The organism is Natronogracilivirga saccharolytica (genome assembly GCF_017921895.1).
GTDB lineage: Bacteria > Bacteroidota > Rhodothermia > Balneolales > Natronogracilivirgulaceae > Natronogracilivirga > Natronogracilivirga saccharolytica.
Genome location: NZ_JAFIDN010000001.1, coordinates 313,763 through 336,180 on the forward strand (window position 1 = coordinate 313,763; position 22,418 = coordinate 336,180).

The following is a 22,418-nucleotide window of genomic DNA, read 5'->3' on the forward strand; positions in this document are numbered from 1 at the left end:
TGAAATAAATTAATGGGCGATGACCCCGTCAGCCGGGCTAACGGTCTACCTCGCCGAGTACAATATCAACACTTCCAATAATCGCCACCATATCAGCCACCATGGCTCCGATCGAAATGGCGGGAACAACACTTAAATTTACAAAACTTGGCGCGCGGGCCTTGATCCGGTACGGCGAGCTTTTTTTATCGCTTATGATATAATAGCCAAGTTCACCGCGCGGGGTTTCGGTCCGGTCATAAATTTCTCCTGCAGGCGGACGGATCTTTTTGGGCAGGGACTCATGCACATCGCCTTCATCAGGCATCTGATCCAGCGCCTGCTCGATAATTTTCAGGCTCTCCTCCATCTCCCAGACCCGGACCATGTAGCGGTCCCAGCAGTCGCCAAGAGTGCCCATGCTGCCGTCACCGACAATGACATCAAAATCAAAACGGTCATAGATGGAGTACGGATCGTCACGGCGGAGATCCCACTTTACTCCTGAACCGCGCAGGCTTGGTCCGGAGACACCGTAATTAATGGCAACCTTTCCGGGAAGCACTCCGACATTTGCCGTCCGGTCGACAAAAATCTTATTGTAGGACAGCAGATCGTTGAGTTCCTTGATCTGTGGCCGGAAGTACTTTACAAACTCATGTGTATCTTTCTTGAAGTCCGGGGGAACATCGTTCATCAGCCCGCCAACCCAGATATAATTGTAGAGCAGCCGGGCGCCGCTGGCTTTTTCAAAAATGTCCAGGATTTTTTCACGATGGATGAAGCAGTGCAGAAATGGTGTGAATGCACCGATGTCGAGGCCAAAGGTTCCAAGGGCAAGAAGGTGACTGGCAATGCGCTGCAGTTCGGCCATGATTATGCGAATATATTCTACCCGGTCGTTGACCTGAATATCCATCATCCGCTCCATGGCTACGGCAAAGCCGTGCTCGTTGTTCATAGCGGCCACATAGTCCATGCGGTCAACGTAGGGAATGACTTTGGTATAGTCATTCATCTCCTCGCTGTGCTTCTCAAAGCATCGGTGGAGATAGCCGATATGCGGTTTCGCCGCTACGACAATTTCGCCGTCAAGCGTCAGTTCAACCCGAAGCACTCCGTGCGTTGACGGGTGCTGGGGCCCCATATTTACCACCATCTCCTGGGTCTTCAAACCGTTTCCGGCCTCGACCGGCGGGGAAAGACTGACTTCGGGCGCTTTTTGTTTCACTGTTGTCATCTGTTACTCCGGACAAATCGGTTACTTAATACTCTACTTTCATTCCACGGTAAAACTCCTGGACTTTGTAGTCCTTTCGGAGGGGATGTCCTTCCCAGTCATCCGGACAAAGAATCCGGCGGTGATCGGGGTGACCTTCAAACTGAATGCCGAACATGTCAAAGGCTTCGCGCTCATGCCAGTCGGCTGTTTTCCAAACCTGTTCCACTGTCGGCACTCGGGCATCATCCTGCGGCATGATGACCTTCAGTATCACCTTGTGCTTCAGCGAGGTGGAGTTGAGATGATAGGTCACGGCGAGTTGCTCCTCTTTCTGGTAGTGAACCCCGCTCAGACACATCATGTAATCGAACAGCAGATCCTCTCCGTCCCGAAGATATTTTGCAACTTTCTGGATATTTTCTGGCGCCACCACGATGACCGGGGCCACCACCTCATCGGGCCTGAGTTCCAGCCCTTCTTCACCGAACTGCTCAACAAGTATGTTATATATCTCTTCCGTTGTTTTCATTATGCCCCCTTCTCCTTGCGCTGTACGTCCTGCTGCGGGAATTCGATTTGAGCCTTTTTGTGCTCATCGGTTTCATCCACATTTTTGAGAGCGATATCCTCACCTCCCTTGTCATCAACCACAACAGGCTTGGTGGGATCGACACCTTCGACCAGGCTCTCATTCATAATTTTGTTATGCAAATGCAGAAATCCCTGGAGTAGTGCTTCCGGGCGCGGCGGACAGCCCGGCACATAAACATCCACCGGAACAACACGGTCCACGCCTTTCAGCACATGATAGCCATGCTCCCAGTAGGGGCCGCCGCAGTTGGAACAGGAACCCATGCTAATGACGTAGCGGGGTTCCGCCATCTGCTCGTACAGGCGCTTGATCCGGGTTGCCATTTTCAGCGTCACCGTCCCGGCCACAATCATCACGTCAGCCTGGCGTGGTGAGGAACGCGGAATAATCCCGAACCGGTCGAAGTCATAGCGCGATGCAGCCGTGGCCATCATCTCAATAGCACAGCATGCGAGTCCGAACTGCATATACCAAATCGAAGATTTCCTGGCCCAGTTGAGTGCCTTTTCCAGAGACACAATGATAATATTGCTGTCCTGGTATTTTTTATCGAGAAGACCCATAAGTAAAATTGGTGGACATTGATTCTGATTACAAATTACCGGATGCATCCGGAATTGACTGCTTTTTTACTACACGATGCAGATGAAATGCTCATTGCGTTACATTCACTTCGGAGGTTCTGTTTTATTTGCGTCAGACTCCGTTCCGGCAGCATCGCTTTCAGAAGAAGGTGCCGCTTCCGCTGCAACAGGGGCGCCGTTTCCATTGGTGTGACCATTGGCACCGGCTGCCAGGGAAGGATCCTGCCAGTCAGGGGTAACCACTCCGACACCATCCACATAACGCGGAACTACGGGCTGCGGCTTGTCCCATTCCAAGTCACCCTTTCCGAGTTCATACAGAAACCCGACAAAAATCAGTGAAACAAAGACAACCATTGCCCAAAACGCATACCAGCCCATACTCTGGAATACCGTCGCCCAGGGAAACAGCAGGACCACCTCGACTTCAAATATCAGGAACATGAGCGCAATGACATAAAACCGGTTATTATACTGGATCCATGCCGATCCGACGGGATCTTCGCCGCACTCATAGGTGGTAAGCTTTTCGGGACTGGGCCGGTCAGGTCGCAAAAGCCAGGCCACCAAAAGTGTAATACCTGCAAAAACGGCGCCGATGGTTATGAATAATAGCGCAAACCCATAATCAGCAAGCATAATGAGCTGTGTTTAGATGTAATAAAAATAATGTATTAGAGTAAAGATAGTGATTTACCTTTACAAAATCACCCGAGGCTGTCCATTTTATAACTCTGGAGAATGCGGATATAGTTGGCCCGCTCAAACGTAGTCGCATCGGCTACGGAGGCGGAGCTCATGCATCCCTTGAGTTCCTCCACGGAGGCATACTCATTTTCATTCATCCAGATTTTCATCTCTTCGGTGATGTTGTAGAGTTTGTCACAACCTTCCCTGAGCAGAGCAGAGGTCATCATGGTGACGTCGGCGCCGACCATGAGCATCTTGATGACATCCTCGGCTGAATGGATACCGGTGGTGGCTGCAAGGCTGGCCTTGATATGGGGCCGCAGCATGGCAATCCAGCGCAGCGGAAGCCGCTTCTCGAAAGAATTGCTGAGCTCCAGGCTGGGTGCCACTTCTTTGGTCTCAAGATCAATATCGGGCTGATAAAACCGGTTGAACAGCACCAGACCGTCAGCTCCGGCAGCTTCCAGCCTTTTTGCCATATTTGCAAAAGCGCTGAAATAAGGACCGAGCTTGATAGACACGGGAATCGAGACGTTTTCTTTCACCGCCTTAAGATCATCGATATACATCTGCTCGACCTTGTCGGATGTCATATCCGGATCCGCGGCCACATAGTAGATGTTCAGCTCAAGAGCATCAGCACCGGCATCTTCCATCTTTTTGGCATAACTCATCCAGCCGCCTTCGGAAATTCCGTTCAGGCTGCCGATCACCGGAATATCCACGGTTTCCTTGATCTTCCGGATGTGTTCGAGGTAATCTTCGGCTTCCAGATTATGGTACTGCTCGGGCTCGGGAAAATAGCTGAGCGCCTCGGCATAACTTTCAGCCGAAACATTCATGAAGTGATCCATAGCCCGGTTTTCCTTTGTGATCTGCTCCTCGAACAGTGAGTACATGACGATCGCGGAGGCACCGGCATCTTCCATCCGTTTGACTTTTCCGAGATCGCTGCTCAGCGGCGATGCCGACGGGACGAGCGGACTTTTCAGCTTCAGTCCCAGGTAATTGGTTTCAAGATTCATATCAATAATTTTTCAGTTAAATAATGGTGATAATATTACTCTTCCTCTTTCTTCGGCTCATAGACATTTTTCATCTCCTCGTATTGTCTCCAGCGCTCATTCACATCTTTCTGAGCCTGCTCCATAAACCGGGCAGCAGCTTCCGGATGTGACTTGGAGAGCATGAGATAGCGCATTTCATTATACGCATAGTCCTTGAACGCAATTTTCGGAGGCTTGGAATCAAGCATAAACGGATTCTTGCCTTCCGCCTGCAGAGCCGGGTTGAACCGGAACAACGGCCAGTATGCACTGTCTACCGCTTTCTGCTGCTGATCCAGACCGTATTTCATGTTGTAACCGTGCGCGATACAGTGGCTGTAGGCAATGATCACTGACGGACCCGGATAGGCTTCCGCTTCCATAATGGCACGGATGGTCTGGGTATCATTGGCACCCATCGCAATTCGCGCAACATAGGCCGATCCGCCCGAAACGGCCAGCAGTCCGAGATCTTTTTTTGCAGTCTCCTTTCCGGCTGCAGCAAACTTTGCGACAGATCCAAGCGGGGTGGCTTTGGATCGCTGACCTCCGGTATTGGAGTAGACCTCCGTGTCAAGCACAAGCAGGTTTATATCACGGCCGGATGAAAGGACATGGTCCAGTCCTCCGTAGCCGATATCATAGGCCCATCCGTCACCGCCGAATGCCCAGACGCTCTTGCGCACCAGAAAATCAGCCAGGCTGTAAAGCTGGCGGACAGATTTGTCTTTTGCGTTTTCGCCTCCCGCATCCTGCAGGACGCTTTTCAGCTCGGCAACCCGCTTGCGTTGCTCAAATACCCCGGGTTCATCGGACTGATCGGCATTCAGGAGCGCATCTTTCAGCTTGTCAGGTACAGAACCGTTCACTTCCCTGAGCAGGCGCTGCGCCTGTTCGGTCTGCTTGTCAACGGTCAGGCGGAAACCGAGACCGAACTCCGCATTGTCCTCAAATAGCGAGTTGGACCATGCAGGCCCGAGTCCTTCGGCGTTGGTTGTGTATGGTGTTGTCGGAAGGTTCCCGCCGTAAATGGAGGAGCAACCTGTAGCGTTCGCGATCAGCATGCGGTCACCATAAAGCTGGGTCACCAGTTTGACATAGGGTGTTTCGCCGCAACCGGAGCAGGCACCGGAAAACTCAAACAGCGGCTGCAGAAATTGTGAACCTTTCACGGTAGCTGTTTTCAGCTGTGTCCGGTCAAATTCAGGAAGTGATGCAAAGAAATCCCAGTTCTTCCTCTCTGTTTCCAGATGCGGTTCAATCTTGTCCATGTTGATGGCCTTGCGTCCCACCTGCTTTTTATCCTTGGCAGGACACACTTCAACGCACAGCTCACAACCGGTACAGTCATCCGGGGAAACCTGAACGCTGACCATGGTATTGTCAGGCCATTCGCGTCCCTTGGCTTTCATGGATTTGAATTCAGGCGGCGCATCGGCGAGAAGCTCTTCATCATAAGCCTTCATCCGGATACAGGAGTGCGGGCAAACCATGGCGCACTTTCCGCACTGGATACATATATCCGGCTCCAGAATGGGTATTTCCTGTGCGATGTTCCGCTTTTCATAGCAGGCCGTGCCTACCGGGAACGTGCCATCCTGAGGAAACGCGCTGACCGGCAGGTCATCACCGTTTCCGGCAATGATTTCGCTGATCACATTATCTACAAACTCGGGCGTATTCTCGCCAATGATCGGTGGCAGCATCTTGCGGGTGGAGGTAACCTTGCCCGGAACATCCAGTTCAAACATGTGCTCAACTGCATTGTCCACGGCCGCATAGTTGCTTTTCAGAATGGCTTCGCCTTTTTGACCATAGGTTTTCTTGATGGCATCCTTGATGGCTGCAATCGCCTCATCCTGCGGAAGGATATCCGAAATGGCAAAAAAGCACACCTGCATTACCGTGTTGATCCGGTTGCCCATTCCGCTATCTTTAGCAACCTGGTATCCGTCAATTGCAAAAACACGAATGTTCTTGTCAATAATCTGTTGCTGAACCTTGTCGGGCAGATTTTCCCAAAGCTCATCCGGACCATACTGCGTGTTGATCAGAAAGGTAGCGCCGTGACGTGCATTTCGGAGCATATCCATGCGCTCAACAAAGCGGTACTGATGACATGCAATGAAATCGGCCTCTTGGATCAGATACGCAGACCGGATGGGATCCGGACCGAATCGCAAATGGGACACTGTCATCGCACCGGACTTTTTCGAGTCATACACAAAGTAGCCCTGCGCATGATAATCGGTATTCTCGCCGATGATCTTGATGGAGTTTTTGTTGGCACTGACCGTACCGTCGGCACCCAGTCCGTAAAACAGGCCTTCAAACAGCTTTTGTTTACCCTGTTTTTTGTCCGCAGTCCCGGACTTCGCGACCGACCGGCCATTGCCGGATCCATTTTTCCATTCAATACTGGTTTGTGTGACATCGTCCTTAATGCCGATCGTGAAATGGTTCTTGGGCTTATCGCGGCCGATTTCATCATAGACGGCTCGAACCATAGCGGGGGTAAATTCTTTGGAAGACAACCCGTAGCGACCGGCGACAACCTTTGGTTCGACGTCAAATTTCCGGTAACCCTCAACCCGGTTTTCCTGCAGTGCGGTGATCACATCCTGGTACAACGGATCACCGGCGCTTCCCGGTTCTTTGGTGCGGTCAAGTACACCCAGGCTTCGGACACTCTGCGGCAGGGCTTTTACGAATGCGGCCACATCAAATGGGCGGTAGAGTCTGACTTTGACCACGCCGACACGTTCGCCGTCAGCATTCATTCGGTCGACGGTCTCATGAACAGTTTCTGCTCCGGAACCCATAAGTACAATTACACGCTCGGCATCCTCCGGTCCATGATAATCAAACAGGTTATAGCTTCTTCCGGTCAGTTTGGCAAACCGGTCCATGGTTTTCTGGACAATCCCCGGGCAATTGTTGTAGTAGGTATTGGATGATTCCCTTGCCTGGAAAAAGACATCCGGATTCTGTGCTGTTCCCCGGATTACGGGTTTATCCGGTGTCAATGCCCGGTTTCTGTGCGCAATGACATGGTCATAGTCAATCATCTCCTCCATGTCGCCGAGTGTAAGCTGCTCGATTTTCTGCACTTCGTGCGATGTCCGGAATCCATCAAAAAAGTGGATAAACGGCACCCGGGATTCCAGAGTGGCAGCATGTGATATCATTGCCATATCCATCGCTTCCTGCACACTGTTTGAGCAAAGCATCGCCATGCCGGTCATGCGCATAGCCATTACGTCACTGTGATCACCGAAAATGGAAAGCGCATGCGATGCCACGGTCCGCGCCGAAACGTGGATGACCGCTGGACTCAGCTCGCCTGCGATCTTGTAAAGATTGGGCATCATCAGAAGCAATCCCTGTGAAGCAGTAAACGTAGTTGACAAGGCGCCGGTTTGCAGAGCTCCATGAACGGCACCGGCAGCGCCGCCTTCACTCTGTAATTCGATGACATCCGGCACTGTGCCCCAGATGTTCTTTTTTCCGGCCATTGACCATGCATCGGTCCACTCTCCCATGGGAGATGCCGGAGTAATTGGATAAATAGCGATGACTTCGTTTACATGATGGGCGATATAGGACGCGGCTTCGTTGGCGTCAATAGTTACAAGCGGACGTTTCATAAATAATCCTTGTGATTCTGGTAAATAGAAATTTGATAATGAGTTGACGGATAAACTGTGTTATCGCAGGATATCCGCACAGACGAAAATAACAGAACAATTATTGCGACCGACACGTATCAGGAGAAGACTGACTTGTGTTTAATAATCGATGAATCGCCGTCTTCTGTCCCTGACTACGTAATAATTTTCCTTTAAACTACTAAAAATCAATTTATAAAAAAGGGCTTTTTTGATAAATAAACGTAGCCCGATTTTTCCTAAGATATTCATTATTTTATAAAAATGACAGTATCAATCACACTTATGATTACCATTATTGTTTCAATGAGTACGCTGTTTCCAACTGTCGTGTATTCAGCTTCTTATTTCGATAAATCGGACACAGTGGAAACCTGGGAGGGGTCACTGCGGCTTTTTGGAAACGAGCCCTTTACGATGATTGCCCTGGTAACCGATGAAGAGGAGCGCTGGTTTCTTGAAATGGAAGAAGAGGAGCTTCAGTACTTGTGGCATAACCGGCAGGGACGAATCCGTATCACCGGTATACCCATTGTAAAAAACATTGCCGGCAGATCCGAAAATGTGATTGTTGTCAAAAAGCACGAGTGGATTAAAAACCGGCCAGATGCAGATAGCCCGCATTGATTGATTTACGAACTATGTTTTTATTGGATAAAAAAGTAACATTGGGATATTCGTAATCATCAAGTTACCAATCGTTTCACCAATATTTTACCATCATGACCCGGCAATTTTATTTCATTGTGATTATCGGATTGTTTCTTGCTGCAGACGCAGGGCACGCCAGAGAGTATCACATCCCGGATATTTCCCTTCAGGCTGAAATTAAGTCCGATGCAACCATACGCTATACGGAAGAGAGGCATTATGTTTTCGATGGTACGTATAATTATGCCTACTATACATTACCGCTCAGGGGTTTTGATGAAATAAGCAACATCAGAGTCCGCCAGGATGGCCGCGCATTGACCAATACTGATACCGAAGAGCCGGGAACGTTCAAAGTGGAAAAAGACAGCGACGAACTGCGGATCACCTGGTACATCGAAACGGAAGGCAATACTGAGCATACGTACACCATCCAGTACGACCTTAAGGACGCACTGGTTCTCGGTCCGGATCATACCGAATGGTTCTGGTTTTTTCTCTCTGAGGAACTGGAACGCACCCCCGACACGTTTCGCGCACGGATATCCCTGCCTGAAAGTATTGATGAGGACGAGTGGCATGTCTGGTTGCGCGAGAGCCCTGATCATGTTGAAAAAAGCACGGATAACAACCTGCTGTTTCTTGAGGGCGAGGGATTCCGAAGCGGTGATATTATCAGAGCCCGCATACTGTTCCCGACACGGGTGCTGCCGGATGCCGATATCACTGACAGGCGATTCGGGCTGGACCGGGTGATGCAGGAAGAGGACGATTGGCTGGAGGCACGGGAACGTGAAGAGCGTAATCATATGCTGGCGCTGGGGCTGATCTTTGTTCTTGCTCCCGGGTCAATCATTATTTTCATCTGGTTTTACAGGCGCTTCGGCCGGAGAAACAAACCGGATATCACCACCGGAAAACTGCGCTACTCCCCTCCGTCTGAAGATCCGCCGGCGCTTGTCCGCATGCTTATGCTTGGGCCCCTGAATGCTGATCCCGACAAATTGGCACTGGGAATTACACTGTTCGATCTGGCCAGAAGGGGATATTTTCGTATTGTCGAAAAAAAGGGGAAAAAGAAGTTCCTGGGCAGCGAAACCCCCGAGTATCATCTTGAAAAAACAGGAAAAAAACCGGCAGATGATCTCAGAGATTGGGAAAGCAACCTGCTGGAAAAAGTAAACGGGCGTATTGATGATGGCATCACAAGGATGAATGATATCCTTGAGTGGTCGGACAGAAAATCACGAAAATGGTGGCGTCAATGGAAAAAACTGTTTAAGAACGAGATCCGTGAACGGTCCTGGTTTGACCGCGAAGCAGCCAGGGCCTTGAACTGGCACCTGCTCGCCCAGCTGCCGCTATTATTCGGGATGGTTGTTGTGACACTTCTTTCTCCAGGTGTTGGAGTAATCGGAATTATACTGGTGGTGCTGATCATGCTACTGAGTTTGACCCTTCCCAAACGTACCAAAATAGGAGCCAATCTGCATGCCGAATGGACAGCCTATCGAAAAGCACTTAAAAAGGGACCAAACCGGTCGTTCGATCAACAGGATATGGGACGGCATTTTGTTTATGCCATAGCCCTTGGCCTGACCAAAAAACAGCTTGAAAAGCGATTAACCAGTGTCACAGAAGACAGCCCGCTGTTCATCTGGATCGTTCCCGTATCCACTTCTGGCAGTCCGGCGGAAACAGCATCCGGACTCAGCACCCTGGCCTCAAGCGGCACCAGCAGTTTCAGTGGTGTATCGGGTGTAGGCGGGGCATCGGCCGGTTCCGCAGGTGGTGGTTCCGGCGGAGGGGCCGGATAGCTGATCTCGTCTTTGTGAGCTATTATAAATAGGCAGTTAACCGAGCCGGACAACCGGGGATCAGTAAAAGGCCATGTCCGCTTGCGGATGATTCCTGCTCACCTGTTAATTCACCATCCATATTATACGATTCACGCATTCCATCAGAATTCGAATACAGGTAATAAAGGTCTATACCGTATTCTGCCAGAAAACTGATCGATGAAGCGGTGAACCATTCCACTCCGATATTGCAATGCACGGCTGCCCTCTTGCAGAGCATGACCGGCGGATGCTGATGAGAACGCACCGGATACAGCAGCAATGGAAAATACCGACAGCAACAACAAGGGGATGACAACCATTTTTTTGCCAAAATTGTTGTGTTTAGGATGAAGGTTTGTAGTATTCCCCTGCTCTCTCTTTTTAAGCTCATGACAGCGTTGACGATGAAGGCGGGTAAAGGTCATCACGGGTTACAAATCATTATGTGCAAAACCGGCACAAACTGCAACTCCCCGCGCTGAACAGCTGTAACTGTTTCGGCATATTACTCTTTGATCTGCCCGTCACCGGTAACGACATATTTATATGTGGTAAGCTCTTCCAGAGCCACCGGCCCCCGCGCATGAAGGCGGTCCGTACTGATACCGATCTCGGCTCCCATGCCGAACTCCGCACCATCAGTAAACCGCGTTGATGCGTTGATGTAGACCGCAGCGGAATCCACCATTTTCCCGAAATACTCCTGCCTGCCCTTATTCCGGGTCACAATAGCATCCGAATGACCTGAGCCATATTGGTTGATATGCTCGACAGCCTGCTCAATACCGTCCACAACACGCACCGAAAGTATCATATCCAGATATTCGGTATGCCAGTCTTCCCCGGTTGCAGGCAGCATGGATGCCACAATCTCCCGCGATTTTTCGTCCCCGCGAAGCTCAACACCCCTTTTCTGAAGGATCTCTGCCATGCGTATCAGCCACTCCTCTCCAATGGAAAGGTCCACCAAAAGCGTTTCGGCTGCGTTGCAAACCCCCGGACGCTGACATTTTGCATTTTCCACAATCGACCATGCTTTTTCGGGGTCTGCATCACCATCGACATACACATGACAAATGCCTTTATAGTGTTTCAGTACAGGTACGGTTGCGTTTTCTGCAATAGCCCGGATCAGCCCCTCGCCGCCGCGCGGGATAATCATGTCCACATATTCATCCATGGTAATAAGACTTGTGACGGCCTTCCGGTCGCGAACCGGGACAAGCTGAATCGCATCGGCCGGCAGTTTGGTGGCGGACCCACCTTCCTGAAGCGCATCGGCTATGGCCTGATTGCTTCGCAGCGCTTCCGATCCACCCCGCAATATTATGGCATTCGATGCCTTCAGGCACAAGGCGGCCGCATCGGCGGTTACGTTCGGCCGGGATTCGTAGATCATACCGATTACACCAATGGGTACCGCTCTCTTTTCAAGGATCAGACCGTTCTCCTTTTCCCAGCTTTTGAGAGTTCGGCCGACCGGATCAGGAAGCTTTGCGATGTCACGCAAACCCTGTGTCATTGCCGCCATCCGCTTATCATCCAGTACAAGCCGGTCCACAAGTGCATCCGAAAGTCCGGCATCTCTGGCCTCACTGACATCCCTTGCATTCTCCTCCTGGATTTTTTCCTTTCTGCGCTCCAGGGCATCCGCCATTGCCAGCAGCGCATGATTTTTTTCATCAGCAGACATGCCCATCATTTCACGCGATGCACGCCTTGCTTTCTTCCCAAGCTCCAGGATCTGTTTGTGAATGGCTTCTTCGGTTTCAGGCATAATGCAGAATATTTTTTTTCTGGTTGTACAATTACGGCAGGTTACACAAGCACCATATTGTCACGATGGATTATTTCAATATGGTGTCTTTCACCCAAAATGCGTGGAATTTCGACAGTTTTCTTGCCTTTGATCCGCTCTATTTCATCACGGTCAAAAGCGGTTAGGCCACGGGCGATAACTTTTCCGTCTGACTTGCGGATATTGACAAGGGAGCCGGCACGAAACCGACCTTCTACCTTGCTTACACCCACCGGCAGCAGGCTGTGTCCTTTTTCGGTTATGGCATTTGCGGCACCTTCATCCACAAACAAACTGCCTTGCGGACGATGGAAAAAAGCGATCCATTTTTTCCGTGCTTTAAGTTTCTGCTCTTCTGAAGAAACAGTGATCAGAGTTCCCAGGTCCTCACCGCTCAATAGCCGGGCTACGACGTTTTCCTGATATCCGTCGGCGATAACTACCGGTGTGCCGGAACGGATGGCGCGGTCGGCTGATTGTAACTTGGATCCCATCCCGCCGGATGACCATCCGCTGCCCTTACCCTGAGCCATGGCCAGTGTTTCATCCGTTATATCCTCAAGCAGCGGAATGCGTTCGGTGAACCGGCCGTTTTCTGCCCGGAAGAGGCCGTTCGAAGTGGTCAGCAGCACGAGCAGATCGGCATCAATGAGCGCGGCTACCATGGCTGCAAGCAAATCGTTGTCGCCAAAACGGATTTCATCAACCGCAACCACATCATTTTCATTGCATACGGGAATAATCCCGTTGCGGAGCATGGACATGATCGTGTTTCGCGCATTCAGGTGGCGGATGCGGTCATTCAGATCGCCGTGGGTAAGCAGCACCTGTCCAAGCCGGCAGTCATACCTTGCCAGTTGTTCCGAATACAGATTCAGCAGAACCCCCTGGCCGATCGCAGCGGCCATCTGCAAATCCGGCAAATTGACCGGACGCCGGGGCCATCCCAGCGACTGAACACCGGCAGCTATGGCTCCTGAGGATACGAGAATGACCTCGTAATTCTGATTGCGCAGTGAGGCAATCTGCCCGGTAAGCTTCTGAATCTGAGCGGGATCCGGCCGCCCTTGCTTGTCAACAAGAACCCTGCTTCCCACCTTGATTACAAGTCGCTTTACCTGTTCAGGAAAACCAGTGCGGAGTTTGTGTTGACCGGGTTGCAAACTATTGTCAGAGGTGTCATTTTGTAACAAGTCCATTTTTTAAATATACCAATATCGGATTACGGAAGAAACGGATGTATGAATGGAATTAATTGAAGATCATTCGGGAATGACGGACATGCAGCAGACACACTATCCGTTATACCATTGTTGAACCTGCTGAATCGTTGAACCTGCTGAATCCGGCTTCTTACTGACACTTACCTTTTTTTGCCATGAGATTATTCATTTTGCTCCTTTCTGTTAGTCCATTGACACTTTTTCTGACCTCCTGCGATGCGGTTGACAGCGACAACGGAATTGACGGTCCCGTCAGCGACAGTGAACGGCTGGAGTTGTTTGACGACCACGAATTTGTGCTCAGCAATGACGATTATTTTGAAGCCTGGCAGCTTGCATTGTGGAAGGATGGCGAATTGAGGGCAGACCCGGAGACCGCACTGATGTTCCTGCAGCACCGGGATGCCATTCGTGATGCCTATTCCGACACCCTCCCGGAAACAGAGTCAATCTTTTTGATGCCCTGGGAGCCCGGCCGGCTGATTATCGGGGCCGATATTGAGTATATGGATGAAATTCAGGACGGAGTTTTCCGGTATGTTGATGATTTGCCGGCTGAGCAGCGTCCTGATTCGCTGATGTTTCTTGATCACGATGAAGACAGCGATTACTTTTATTACCTCGTCTATTTTGACGAGCTGCTGAATGTCGAGGTTGTTGCCGATGCTTACCGGCAGCTGCCCGGTGTTCAATTCACCGTTCCCGACTTTTTCGGAACCTACGGAGGCACACCCTTTCCGGTTTATCCGGGATACATTGACGATGAATGGTACTATCTGATATACCGTGTGAGCTTTACGGTTGAGCGCACCAATCTTTTCCGGATCGATCAGCCCGGACTGGACGGCATGGAAGCGGAACTGATCATCAGTCATGATCCGGAAGATGAACCGATGGATGAGGATACAAAAGAGATCATCGACCAGATCCACGACGATTTCAGGTCGCGGTTTTTTGACCGGACGAGCCCGGAACGCATAGAACAGGTTCAGGATCTGATGAATCGCTGAAGGCCGAATCCGGACAATGCCGTGATACCGTACTGATCAGTATGCCGGTTTAAGCCGTTGCCTTGCTGTTCAGACGTTTTTCCGCCTCAAAGCACACATCATAAAACGTCCCGGCCATTTTTCTCATTTCATCGGCAAGCTCTTTGTCCGGCTTCATTTGCAGGACATCCTGCAGACGGTCATGGATATCCAGCCATTCTTCATCCACTTCACCCGTTCGCACAAAGAGATTTTCAAACTCCCAAATGGTCTGCGAAGGTGTAAACGGATCGACCAGTTTGGAGTAGAGCGGAACATGGGCGGCATGCGCCATGGCATGGTACGATTCCAGAATAGAGACTTCGTAGTCTTCATGAATGAAATGGGCCTTCGCCTGTTGCATCGAGGCTTCGGCTTCTTCGAACGTAGGCACTTTGTCCTCCACCGTTGCTCCGGCACACTCACCTTTAACACCGGTCATAATATCGAATTGCTCATCCTCGTGGCCCCAGTCCTTGTAAAATTCGGGAGCCTCTTCAAATGACGGAACATGCGTAAATTCCTTCAATTCCTTTTTCAGCCGGTCTTTACCGATCCGTTTCATGACAAAATCAAAATGCTCCCCGTCGCTGCGTTCGGCGATATAGAGCTGAATCAATTTCTTTACGACCAGGGGCGCATTCCGTGTCGGGATTTTTATGACGGATTCAGCAAGGCGGGTTTCTTCTCCGGCCAGTGAGCCCCCTACGAAGACCATTTCTGAGGGAACGCGGCGTCCGTCCTTTGACATGGCTCCACCCTGAAATCCGATGTTGGCTGCTGTATGCTGGGCACAAGCGTTCGGGCAGCCTGAAATTTTGATTTTCAGATCTCTGGCGACTTCAGCGTATTCTCCGAGGCCGTTCTGCAGCGCCTTGTCTATTCCCGTTGCCAGTCCCTTTGCCGATGTGATTCCCAGGCGGCAGGTGTCGGCTCCCGGACATGCGGTGATATCGGCGATGGTTTCGGCGCCGATGGTATCCAGCCCTTCTTTTTTCAATGCTGCATACAGAGCCGGCAGCGCATCAACCGGAACCCAGCGGAGCACCAGGTTTTGATGTATCGTAATCCGGATGTTGCCATTGGCAAATGTGCCCGCAATATCTGCGATTTTTCTGGCATTATCCGTCGCCAGATCACCATTGTGTATGCGCAGCTGAACAAGAGCGTGTCCGCCGCTTTTTTGTACCGTAGCAGCTGATCCTTTCCAGAGCAAGTATCCGGGATCATCTTCGGTTCTGGCGGGCGCATCGGGCAGCTGGTCCGTTCCGGACGGCGGCTGTTCCTCACTGTGCGCCTCTGCCAGATAGCTGTTCCAGGAGGGATCGATATTCAATGCCTTTTGCTCCTCCTCTACCCTGCGGCGAAATTCATCAAAACCGAGCTTTTTGACCAGAAATTTCATGCGTGCCTTCATCCGGTTCTTGCGTTCTCCGTACCGGTCAAAGATTCTGATGACTGCCGCTGAGAACGGAATCAGCTCTTCCTCCGGCAGGAAATCTGACCATAGATGACCCAGCATGGGAGATGAACCGAGTCCGCCGCCGACATAGACCTGGAATCCGCGTTCGGCTTTGCCATTTTGTTGCCGAACCTGCGCCCGGAATCCAAGGTCATGAATACGCAAACCGGCATCATCTTTTATGGCATTGCTTTCGAACGCCACTTTGACTTTGCGGCCCATATTCTGGCATATGGGATTGCGCAGCATGAAGCCGGTAAACGCTTTGGCGTATGGTGCCACATCAAAAACATCATCCGGAGAGGTACCGGAAAACGGAGTTGCCGTCACATTCCGAATGGTATTGCCGCAGGCTTCCCTTGTAGTGATTCCGGCATCGGCCAGCTCACGCATCATATTCGGGACAGATTCCAGCATGATGTAATAAAGCTGAACATCCTGCCGGGTAGTAAGGTGCATGAACCCGTTGGCATATTTATCCGCAACATCCGCAAGGCGGCGGAGTTTGGACGGGGTCAGATCACCATAGGGAATTTTTATTCGCTGCATCTGAACGCCGGGCTGGCGCTGTGCATAGGTGCCGAGCTGCAACCGGATTTTCTGCATTTTAACATCGCCTATCTGTCCTCTGCGGAAATCCCGGATTTGCTGTTCGTATTCGTCAAGTTCGGTGCGGACCACTTCGGGAAGATTCTGCAATAATTCTTCCGGCAGCGGCTGCAATCTGCTGTCGTTCTTCATTTAATTCATTTTTATTTCTGCATTTGCGGAAAATGCAGCTACAGTCCTTTTTATCTGCGGGAGGTGTCACCAACACTTTTTTACCCGCAATTCATCTGTCGATATTTCGCATATCATGTATGCAATAAGCTGTTTAAAATAACATCTTTAAACCTAAATGCAATGATTGATAATGCAAATAAACAGATTTATCCAAAAATTAAACACCAAACTCAAAAACTGCTCAATTCAAATGCGGCTGTGCATTGCCGGATTTATTCAGAGTTATCCCGGCTGAAAAACATCCGTGATAATATCATCCGTGGAAATTACCTGTAAACGGTAACGACAGAAGTTCCGGGAAAGTAGTGATCAATGACCTGACGGTAATCATAGCCACTGTTAATTTGGGATATGGCACCACTCTGGCACATTCCCACTCCGTGCCCCCATCCGGCTCCGCGGAAAACCCATGATGTATCTGTGCGACTGTAAACAAATGCAGAACTGCGCAGCGGCGGTTTGACCATCTGCCGGATAGCCAGTTCATAATCCAGCTTCTCAGCTTCCCCGTTTTTCCATGCGCGTATGCGGTGAAGCCTCCCGGACTCCCCGCGTTCTATGATTTCAAGTGAATCCAGTCCGCGGAAATCCTCTGTGAAATCGGAATCGGCAATCTCTCTTTCCCAGCGGAAATTGGCTTTGCTCCACTCCGGCAAGTCCGTGTGGATGTATGGATTGCACCATGATTCGGGCGGTTCCTCAAGCCAGGTCTCGATGTCATCTTGCGGATCCGTTGGCGGATCATCCGCCTGATCAAATCCGGAAACCAGGTAGGGTTTGGGGCCGCTTCGCCAGGGCCAGACCTTTTCCACCCTTTCCGACTTTCCACCGCAGTTGGATGCGTAATAGGCATCAGCCACTGCACCTTCAAACTCCAGAACTTCGCCGCGGGTGAGCGTTACAGATGAATCAGATCGTGATGATCTCCTGTGATCTCCGGCAAAAACCTGACACTCAACTTCAGCGCAGACATCGTAGTGCTCACCTTCGTACTTGCCCGTCAGCAGCGCTTGTACAATTTCGGTTCTTGCGGCTACCGACTGAGCTTTTAAAGCTCCAAGAGGCGATTCCGGACCAATTTCATACGGAACCACTCCTTTCATATAACGTTCCATGGGCAGATGCAGCACAGCCTTGAGATTTTCTTCATCCCCGGTATATATATTCAGCTCACCCTGGTAAATCCGGTCTTCCCGTCCGCCCCACCACCAGTTGATGCCGTATGGCACATCCCGTATGGTGAACGATGAATCCGTTTTCATTCGAAAATGGACATCATTGGCCAGTGTTTCTCCATCAGCAAACAGCAGAAGTTCCCCCTTTTTTTGCTGAAACCGGATTTCCGATCCTGCCGGTATTTCATGTTCCTGACCGGATCCGGAAATAACCACCTTCCCGCTACTTTGCAGAACAAATTCAGCAAGCGTGTTGATCAGCAATACACGCACTGCAGGCTCCTCAGGGAACATGTATCCATCCCCGTTCAGATCGGTGATCAAGGCTTCTTCGTCTGTATCAGGGTATTCTTGCTGAATGTCACCGGACAATGAATAAGTGTTATGTGAACGGCACCCTGAAAAAAGCATGCTGGTGATGATCACTAAAGCCGGCAATGAACCGGCTGAAATAATTTTGTAAAGAGGCATGGCAAGCAGTAATTATATTAATACGGTGCATACACATGGCGTGTTATGCAAAGGTCCCTGCAAAGCCATTATAACAAATTACAGTATTCCCGGCCAGTCTGTTGTGAGGACGGGTCAGCTTTCCGTCTCCCCGTGCTAATTTTCACCGGTTTCCGGGCCTTCCTCCTTTTTCTTTTGCGGACTGATTATACTACCAAGCAGTCCTCCCATCAGAGCCCCGTATGCTGTTGCATGATACCATATTGAGGTAATCGGGCAACTGCCTGTATCACATCCGATAAAATGCCAGTAGGCAAATCCGCCGAGAGCCCCGAGAGCTACTCCGGCAACGATAAAATAGATTGATTTTGACATGGTTCTGCGTCATCTTATTCGTGAAAATATATTCAAAGAACGCTGCGGCAAAGAGGATTCGTTCACACCTGCAGACTTTCTTTAAACAACACAAGCAACAAAAAATAATTGCGATATGGCCATTCACGAGTTAGCCGGAAAAAAAGCTCCGTATTACATTCTTGACAATATTCCACGACTTGTATCTGCGTACTACAGCCGCACGCCGGATCCTGACAACCCGCGGCACCACGTTCGGTTCGGCACCTCGGGACACCGCGGCTCCTCGCTGAAACACACCTTCAACGAGCAGCATATCATGGCCATATCGCAGGCTCTGGCTGATTACAGAAAGTCAGAGGGAATCGACGGGCCACTTTACATCGGGATGGATACGCACGCGCTGTCGGAACCTGCTATGATTACCGCTATTGAGGTGCTGGCAGCAAATGATGTGCTGGTCGGGTATCAGGAGGGATTCGGTTACACTCCCACTCCGGTCATTTCTCACGCCATTCTGGGTTGCAACCGTGGCCAGAAAGAGCACAAATGCGATGGTGTTGTGATCACACCTTCCCACAATCCTCCCGGTGACGGCGGATTCAAGTACAACCCGCCCAGCGGGGGGCCTGCCGGATCCGACATCACAAAAAAGATTCAGGATGAAGCAAACCGGATTCTCGCAGACGGCTGTAAAAAAGTAAAGCGCATACCCTTTGAGAAAGCCCTGAAAAAAGAAAATGTCATGGCTACCGACTTCATGATGCCGTACATCAAGGATCTGGACAAGGTTGTCGATATGAAGGCCATCAGAAAAACGGGACTGAAAATCGGTGTGGATCCGATGGGCGGTTCGGGTGTCGGTTTCTGGGAACCCATTGCCCGCCATTACGATTTAAACATCGACGTGGTCAATCCCGATGTGGACCCGAGGTTTGCTTTCATGACCGTCGACAAAGACGGGAAAATCCGGATGGACTGTTCGTCTCCGTATGCCATGGCAAGCCTGATAGGCCTGAAGGAGCGCTATGATATTGCATTCGGCAATGATCCGGATTTTGACCGTCACGGCATCGTCACCCGCTCTGCCGGACTGATGAATCCCAACCATTATCTGGCCGTTGCTATCAATTATCTTTTCCAAAACCGGCCGAAATGGCGTGAGGATGCTGCGATCGGCAAGACGCTCGTTTCCAGCAGCATGATTGACCGTGTTGCAAAAGCACTTGGCCGGCCGCTTGCAGAAGTACCGGTAGGATTCAAGTGGTTTGTTGACGGACTGCTTGACGGATCGTATGGATTTGGCGGTGAGGAGAGCGCAGGCGCATCCTTCCTGCGTTTTGACGGATCGGCCTGGTCGACTGACAAGGACGGAATCATACTGAACCTCCTGGCTGCGGAAATAACAGCAAAAACCGAAAAGGATCCCGCCGAGCATTACGAGGAACTCGAAAGCAGGCACGGAAGTCCGGTATACGAGCGAATTGATGCGCCGGCAAGTCCGGAAGAGAAGGATATTCTGTCCAGTCTGTCACCTGATAAGGTGCGGGCGGACAGCCTGGCCGGAGAGCCGGTCCTGAAAAAACTCACGAAAGCTCCTGCCAATGACGCGCCGCTGGGCGGACTAAAAGTTGAGACGGAAAACGGGTGGTTCGCCGCCCGTCCGTCAGGAACCGAAGATATCTACAAAATCTACGCGGAAAGTTTTCGGGACAAAGACCATCTGAAAAAAATTCAGGAAGAAGCGGTCGCCATAGTGAAAGACGCGCTGTCCGGCTGATAGTGCGGATGCTGATATCCAAGCAGGCGGAGTGCGTTAAGCACCACAACAAGGGTTGAGCCTTCGTGAAGCAGCACAGCGATTCCGATTCCCGCGTAACCGAAAATCACAAATGGCACCAGGAAGGCAATCATGCCAAGGCTGATGAAAATATTCTGCCTGATGATTTTCCTTGTTTTGCGGCTCAGCCCCACTGCAACCGGCAGTTTTCCGAGATCATCGGCCATCAGGGCTACATCAGCTGTTTCCAGTGCGACGTCTGATCCGGCGGCCCCCATTGCTATACCGACCGTGGCGTTTGCCATGGCCGGGGCATCATTCACCCCGTCACCTACCATAGCCACCTCCTTCTCCTCATCCAGCAGCTTTTTGACTGCATCCACTTTGTGTTCAGGCAGCAGGTCACCCCAGGATTCATCCACTCCCACCCGGGAGCCAATGGTTTCGGCCACCCGCTGATGGTCTCCGGAAAGCATTATCAGACGCCTGATCCCCATTTCCCTGAGGTTGTTGAGGACTTGTGAGGCTCCGGGCCTGGGCAGGTCCATAAGTCCGATGACACCGGCAAAATGATCCCCTGACTTGACTATCATGGTGCTTCTGCCCTCACCGTGCAGCCGGTCAAGCTCTGACTGCACGTCATCCGGAATGGAGTTATTGAAAAGCCGCAGCTGCCCGATAGAGATATGACTTCCGTTGATGGTGCCGATGATCCCTTTTCCGGCAATCATCCTGACATCCGACACTTCCGGTATATCGTCATTTACCAGCCATTTTTCCGAAGCGCGCACTACCGCACGAGCGAGCGGATGATCGCTCCGCTGTTCTACGGCAACGGCCAGCCGCATCAGTCCCGGTTCATCAAATCCGTTCAGGGGAATGATGTCGGTTACCTCCGGCACACCCTGAGTGAGCGTTCCCGTTTTGTCAAAGGCGAGTGCACGCAATCCGCCAAGCTGTTCAAGAGGCCGGCCGCCTTTTACAAGAACCCCAAGCCTGGCGGCTCTGGCTACTCCGCTGAGAATGGCACTTGGTGTGGAAATAGCCAGGGCACAGGGACTTGCAGCGACAAGCACAGCCATTGCACGGTAAAAGGAATCGGCAAAGGGCTCATCGACCACAACCCAGGCGAAGTGGAGCATGACGACAAACAAAATGATGGCCGGAACAAATATGCGTTCAAAACGCTCGGCAAATCGCTGAGTCGGTGATTTGCCGGTTTCGGCCTCATTGACCATCCTGATGACACGGGCCAGGGTGCTGTCCTCGGCGCGGCTGGTCACTTCCACTTCCATGACACTGTCCCCGTTTATCGTTCCGGCAAATATTCTGTGAGCCGGCCCCAGGCCTTCCACATCATTGCGGGCGCTTTCCGCTGAACGCACCGGTTCTTTGTCAACAGGAACACTTTCGCCGGTTATCGGGGCCTGATCCACACTGCTTCTGCCGCTGATGACAAATCCGTCCGAAGGAAAACGCTCTCCCGGCCTTACAATCAGCAGATCCTGCGGTTTGATTTCATCGACACTTACTTCCCGCTCGCCGCCATTATCTTTGATCCGGGCGACGGTTGGAGCCAGATCCGCAAGTGCCCGGATTGCTTTTCGGGCCCGGCCCATGGCATAATGTTCCAGGGCATGTCCGAGGCTGAAAAGAAACAGCAGCAGTGCGCCTTCGGCCCAGGCACCCAGTATTGCGGCACCCGTTGCGGCTACGAGCATCAGGAAGTCAATATCAAACTGCCTGGCTCTGAGGCTGGCGATCATATGGAAAAATGCGAAATAGGCCCCGAAGAAATAGGACAGCAGGTATACAACGATCGGCCGGGGTTGTTCGGGATCACCCAGCACTTCATAAAGCCATGCCCCGAGCAGGAGTGTACCGCAGAGCAATGCAAAAACGAGCTCTCTGTGTTCGTATAATTTCTTCATGTTTACAACAATGGGATAAAAAAAGTCGGAGACATCCGGCTGAGTTATCAAAAATGTGCAGGGATTTGAATATATTGTTTCCTGCAAACAATAAGGCTGGTAACCGCTTGTATTTTACAATTTAAATCAAGTCTATGTCTTTGAGAAGTTATCGGCCGGTA

At 51.0% G+C, this 22,418-nt stretch carries 17 protein-coding genes; 4 read left to right on the forward strand and 13 right to left on the reverse strand.

Translation table 11 applies throughout. The features are described from left to right. Positions 1-37: 37 nt before the first annotated feature. The 6 genes from NATSA_RS01275 to nifJ all read right to left on the reverse strand — a co-directional run bounded on the left by NATSA_RS01275 (position 38) and on the right by nifJ (position 7,760). The gene (locus NATSA_RS01275; RefSeq protein ID WP_246481598.1) at positions 38-1,138 is read right to left on the reverse strand and encodes an NADH-quinone oxidoreductase subunit D; all 1,101 of its coding nucleotides are present in this window, start codon (positions 1,136-1,138) and stop codon (positions 38-40) included. Between the two features lie 106 nt (positions 1,139-1,244). Continuing rightward, positions 1,245-1,730 carry an NADH-quinone oxidoreductase subunit C gene (locus NATSA_RS01280; protein WP_210509630.1) on the reverse strand — a complete coding sequence of 162 codons (486 nt, stop codon included), beginning with the start codon at positions 1,728-1,730 and terminating at the stop codon, positions 1,245-1,247. Further along, entirely contained in the window at positions 1,730-2,356 is a 627-nt protein-coding gene (locus NATSA_RS15555) for an NADH-quinone oxidoreductase subunit B (RefSeq protein WP_210509632.1), read from the reverse strand. The genes NATSA_RS01280 and NATSA_RS15555 overlap by 1 nt, the downstream gene beginning before the upstream one ends. A 105-nt stretch (positions 2,357-2,461) precedes the next feature. Beyond that, on the reverse strand, positions 2,462-3,016 hold the full coding sequence (locus NATSA_RS01290) for an NADH-quinone oxidoreductase subunit A (RefSeq protein ID WP_210509634.1): 555 nt from the start codon (positions 3,014-3,016) through the stop codon (positions 2,462-2,464). Between the two features lie 68 nt (positions 3,017-3,084). After that, positions 3,085-4,092: a dihydroorotate dehydrogenase-like protein gene (locus NATSA_RS01295; protein ID WP_210509636.1), complete on the reverse strand. Its 1,008-nt coding sequence runs from the start codon at positions 4,090-4,092 to the stop codon at positions 3,085-3,087. A gap of 35 nt (positions 4,093-4,127) precedes the next feature. After that, the gene (gene nifJ / locus NATSA_RS01300) at positions 4,128-7,760 is read right to left on the reverse strand and encodes a pyruvate:ferredoxin (flavodoxin) oxidoreductase (protein WP_210509639.1); all 3,633 of its coding nucleotides are present in this window, start codon (positions 7,758-7,760) and stop codon (positions 4,128-4,130) included. 285 nt (positions 7,761-8,045) lie between these two features. Here nifJ and NATSA_RS01305 point away from each other — a divergent pair, with 285 nt between their 5' ends. Both NATSA_RS01305 and NATSA_RS01310 read left to right on the forward strand, forming a co-directional pair. Further along, a complete protein-coding gene (locus NATSA_RS01305; RefSeq protein ID WP_210509641.1) occupies positions 8,046-8,408 on the forward strand; it encodes a hypothetical protein in 363 nt (120 codons plus the stop codon). A 95-nt stretch (positions 8,409-8,503) separates the two neighbouring features. Further along, positions 8,504-10,249, forward strand: coding sequence for a DUF2207 domain-containing protein (locus NATSA_RS01310; protein ID WP_210509643.1), 1,746 nt, complete (start codon positions 8,504-8,506; stop codon positions 10,247-10,249). A 22-nt stretch (positions 10,250-10,271) separates the two neighbouring features. Here the strand turns inward: NATSA_RS01310 and NATSA_RS01315 are convergent, their stop codons facing one another. From NATSA_RS01315 to proB, 3 genes are all read right to left on the reverse strand, one after another. After that, entirely contained in the window at positions 10,272-10,664 is a 393-nt protein-coding gene (locus tag NATSA_RS01315; RefSeq protein ID WP_210509645.1) for a hypothetical protein, read from the reverse strand. Between the two features lie 114 nt (positions 10,665-10,778). Further along, the gene (locus NATSA_RS01320; RefSeq protein WP_210509646.1) at positions 10,779-12,050 is read right to left on the reverse strand and encodes a glutamate-5-semialdehyde dehydrogenase; all 1,272 of its coding nucleotides are present in this window, start codon (positions 12,048-12,050) and stop codon (positions 10,779-10,781) included. A gap of 41 nt (positions 12,051-12,091) precedes the next feature. Beyond that, entirely contained in the window at positions 12,092-13,270 is a 1,179-nt protein-coding gene (gene proB / locus NATSA_RS01325; protein WP_210509648.1) for a glutamate 5-kinase, read from the reverse strand. Between the two features lie 179 nt (positions 13,271-13,449). On the opposite strand from proB, the gene NATSA_RS01330 reads away from it, so the two are divergent. Further along, positions 13,450-14,304 carry a hypothetical protein gene (locus NATSA_RS01330; RefSeq protein ID WP_210509649.1) on the forward strand — a complete coding sequence of 285 codons (855 nt, stop codon included), beginning with the start codon at positions 13,450-13,452 and terminating at the stop codon, positions 14,302-14,304. 49 nt (positions 14,305-14,353) lie between these two features. Here the strand turns inward: NATSA_RS01330 and NATSA_RS01335 are convergent, their stop codons facing one another. The 3 genes from NATSA_RS01335 to NATSA_RS01345 form a co-directional block, all read right to left on the reverse strand. Beyond that, positions 14,354-16,525: a hypothetical protein gene (locus tag NATSA_RS01335; protein WP_210509650.1), complete on the reverse strand. Its 2,172-nt coding sequence runs from the start codon at positions 16,523-16,525 to the stop codon at positions 14,354-14,356. A gap of 308 nt (positions 16,526-16,833) precedes the next feature. Continuing rightward, positions 16,834-18,213, reverse strand: coding sequence for a SpoIID/LytB domain-containing protein (locus NATSA_RS01340; protein ID WP_210509651.1), 1,380 nt, complete (start codon positions 18,211-18,213; stop codon positions 16,834-16,836). Between the two features lie 135 nt (positions 18,214-18,348). Further along, on the reverse strand, positions 18,349-18,567 hold the full coding sequence (locus NATSA_RS01345) for a DUF6132 family protein (protein WP_210509653.1): 219 nt from the start codon (positions 18,565-18,567) through the stop codon (positions 18,349-18,351). A gap of 115 nt (positions 18,568-18,682) precedes the next feature. On the opposite strand from NATSA_RS01345, the gene pgm reads away from it, so the two are divergent. Beyond that, the gene (gene pgm / locus NATSA_RS01350) at positions 18,683-20,326 is read left to right on the forward strand and encodes a phosphoglucomutase (alpha-D-glucose-1,6-bisphosphate-dependent) (RefSeq protein WP_210509654.1); all 1,644 of its coding nucleotides are present in this window, start codon (positions 18,683-18,685) and stop codon (positions 20,324-20,326) included. Here the strand turns inward: pgm and NATSA_RS01355 are convergent. After that, positions 20,281-22,257, reverse strand: coding sequence for a heavy metal translocating P-type ATPase (locus tag NATSA_RS01355; protein WP_210509656.1), 1,977 nt, complete (start codon positions 22,255-22,257; stop codon positions 20,281-20,283). The two genes, pgm and NATSA_RS01355, sit on opposite strands and share 46 nt — an antisense overlap. Positions 22,258-22,418: the final 161 nt, after the last annotated feature.

Excerpts from the sequence above, each read along its gene's own strand:
- NATSA_RS01355 (WP_210509656.1), bottom strand. The coding sequence starts at position 22,257 with ATGAAGAAATTATACGAACACAGAGAGCTCGTTTTTGCATTGCTCTGC.
- NATSA_RS01310 (WP_210509643.1), top strand. The coding sequence starts at position 8,504 with ATGACCCGGCAATTTTATTTCATTGTGATTATCGGATTGTTTCTTGCT.
- NATSA_RS01290 (WP_210509634.1), bottom strand. The coding sequence starts at position 3,016 with ATGCTTGCTGATTATGGGTTTGCGCTATTATTCATAACCATCGGCGCC.
- proB (WP_210509648.1), bottom strand. The coding sequence starts at position 13,270 with ATGGACTTGTTACAAAATGACACCTCTGACAATAGTTTGCAACCCGGT.
- pgm (WP_210509654.1), top strand. The coding sequence starts at position 18,683 with ATGGCCATTCACGAGTTAGCCGGAAAAAAAGCTCCGTATTACATTCTT.
- NATSA_RS01335 (WP_210509650.1), bottom strand. The coding sequence starts at position 16,525 with ATGAAGAACGACAGCAGATTGCAGCCGCTGCCGGAAGAATTATTGCAG.
- nifJ (WP_210509639.1), bottom strand. The coding sequence starts at position 7,760 with ATGAAACGTCCGCTTGTAACTATTGACGCCAACGAAGCCGCGTCCTAT.
- NATSA_RS01305 (WP_210509641.1), top strand. The coding sequence starts at position 8,046 with ATGACAGTATCAATCACACTTATGATTACCATTATTGTTTCAATGAGT.
- NATSA_RS01320 (WP_210509646.1), bottom strand. The coding sequence starts at position 12,050 with ATGCCTGAAACCGAAGAAGCCATTCACAAACAGATCCTGGAGCTTGGG.
- NATSA_RS01330 (WP_210509649.1), top strand. The coding sequence starts at position 13,450 with ATGAGATTATTCATTTTGCTCCTTTCTGTTAGTCCATTGACACTTTTT.
- NATSA_RS15555 (WP_210509632.1), bottom strand. The coding sequence starts at position 2,356 with ATGGGTCTTCTCGATAAAAAATACCAGGACAGCAATATTATCATTGTG.
- NATSA_RS01280 (WP_210509630.1), bottom strand. The coding sequence starts at position 1,730 with ATGAAAACAACGGAAGAGATATATAACATACTTGTTGAGCAGTTCGGT.
- NATSA_RS01295 (WP_210509636.1), bottom strand. The coding sequence starts at position 4,092 with ATGAATCTTGAAACCAATTACCTGGGACTGAAGCTGAAAAGTCCGCTC.
- NATSA_RS01275 (WP_246481598.1), bottom strand. The coding sequence starts at position 1,138 with ATGGTGGTAAATATGGGGCCCCAGCACCCGTCAACGCACGGAGTGCTT.
- NATSA_RS01315 (WP_210509645.1), bottom strand. The coding sequence starts at position 10,664 with ATGAGCTTAAAAAGAGAGAGCAGGGGAATACTACAAACCTTCATCCTA.
- NATSA_RS01340 (WP_210509651.1), bottom strand. The coding sequence starts at position 18,213 with ATGCCTCTTTACAAAATTATTTCAGCCGGTTCATTGCCGGCTTTAGTG.
- NATSA_RS01345 (WP_210509653.1), bottom strand. The coding sequence starts at position 18,567 with ATGTCAAAATCAATCTATTTTATCGTTGCCGGAGTAGCTCTCGGGGCT.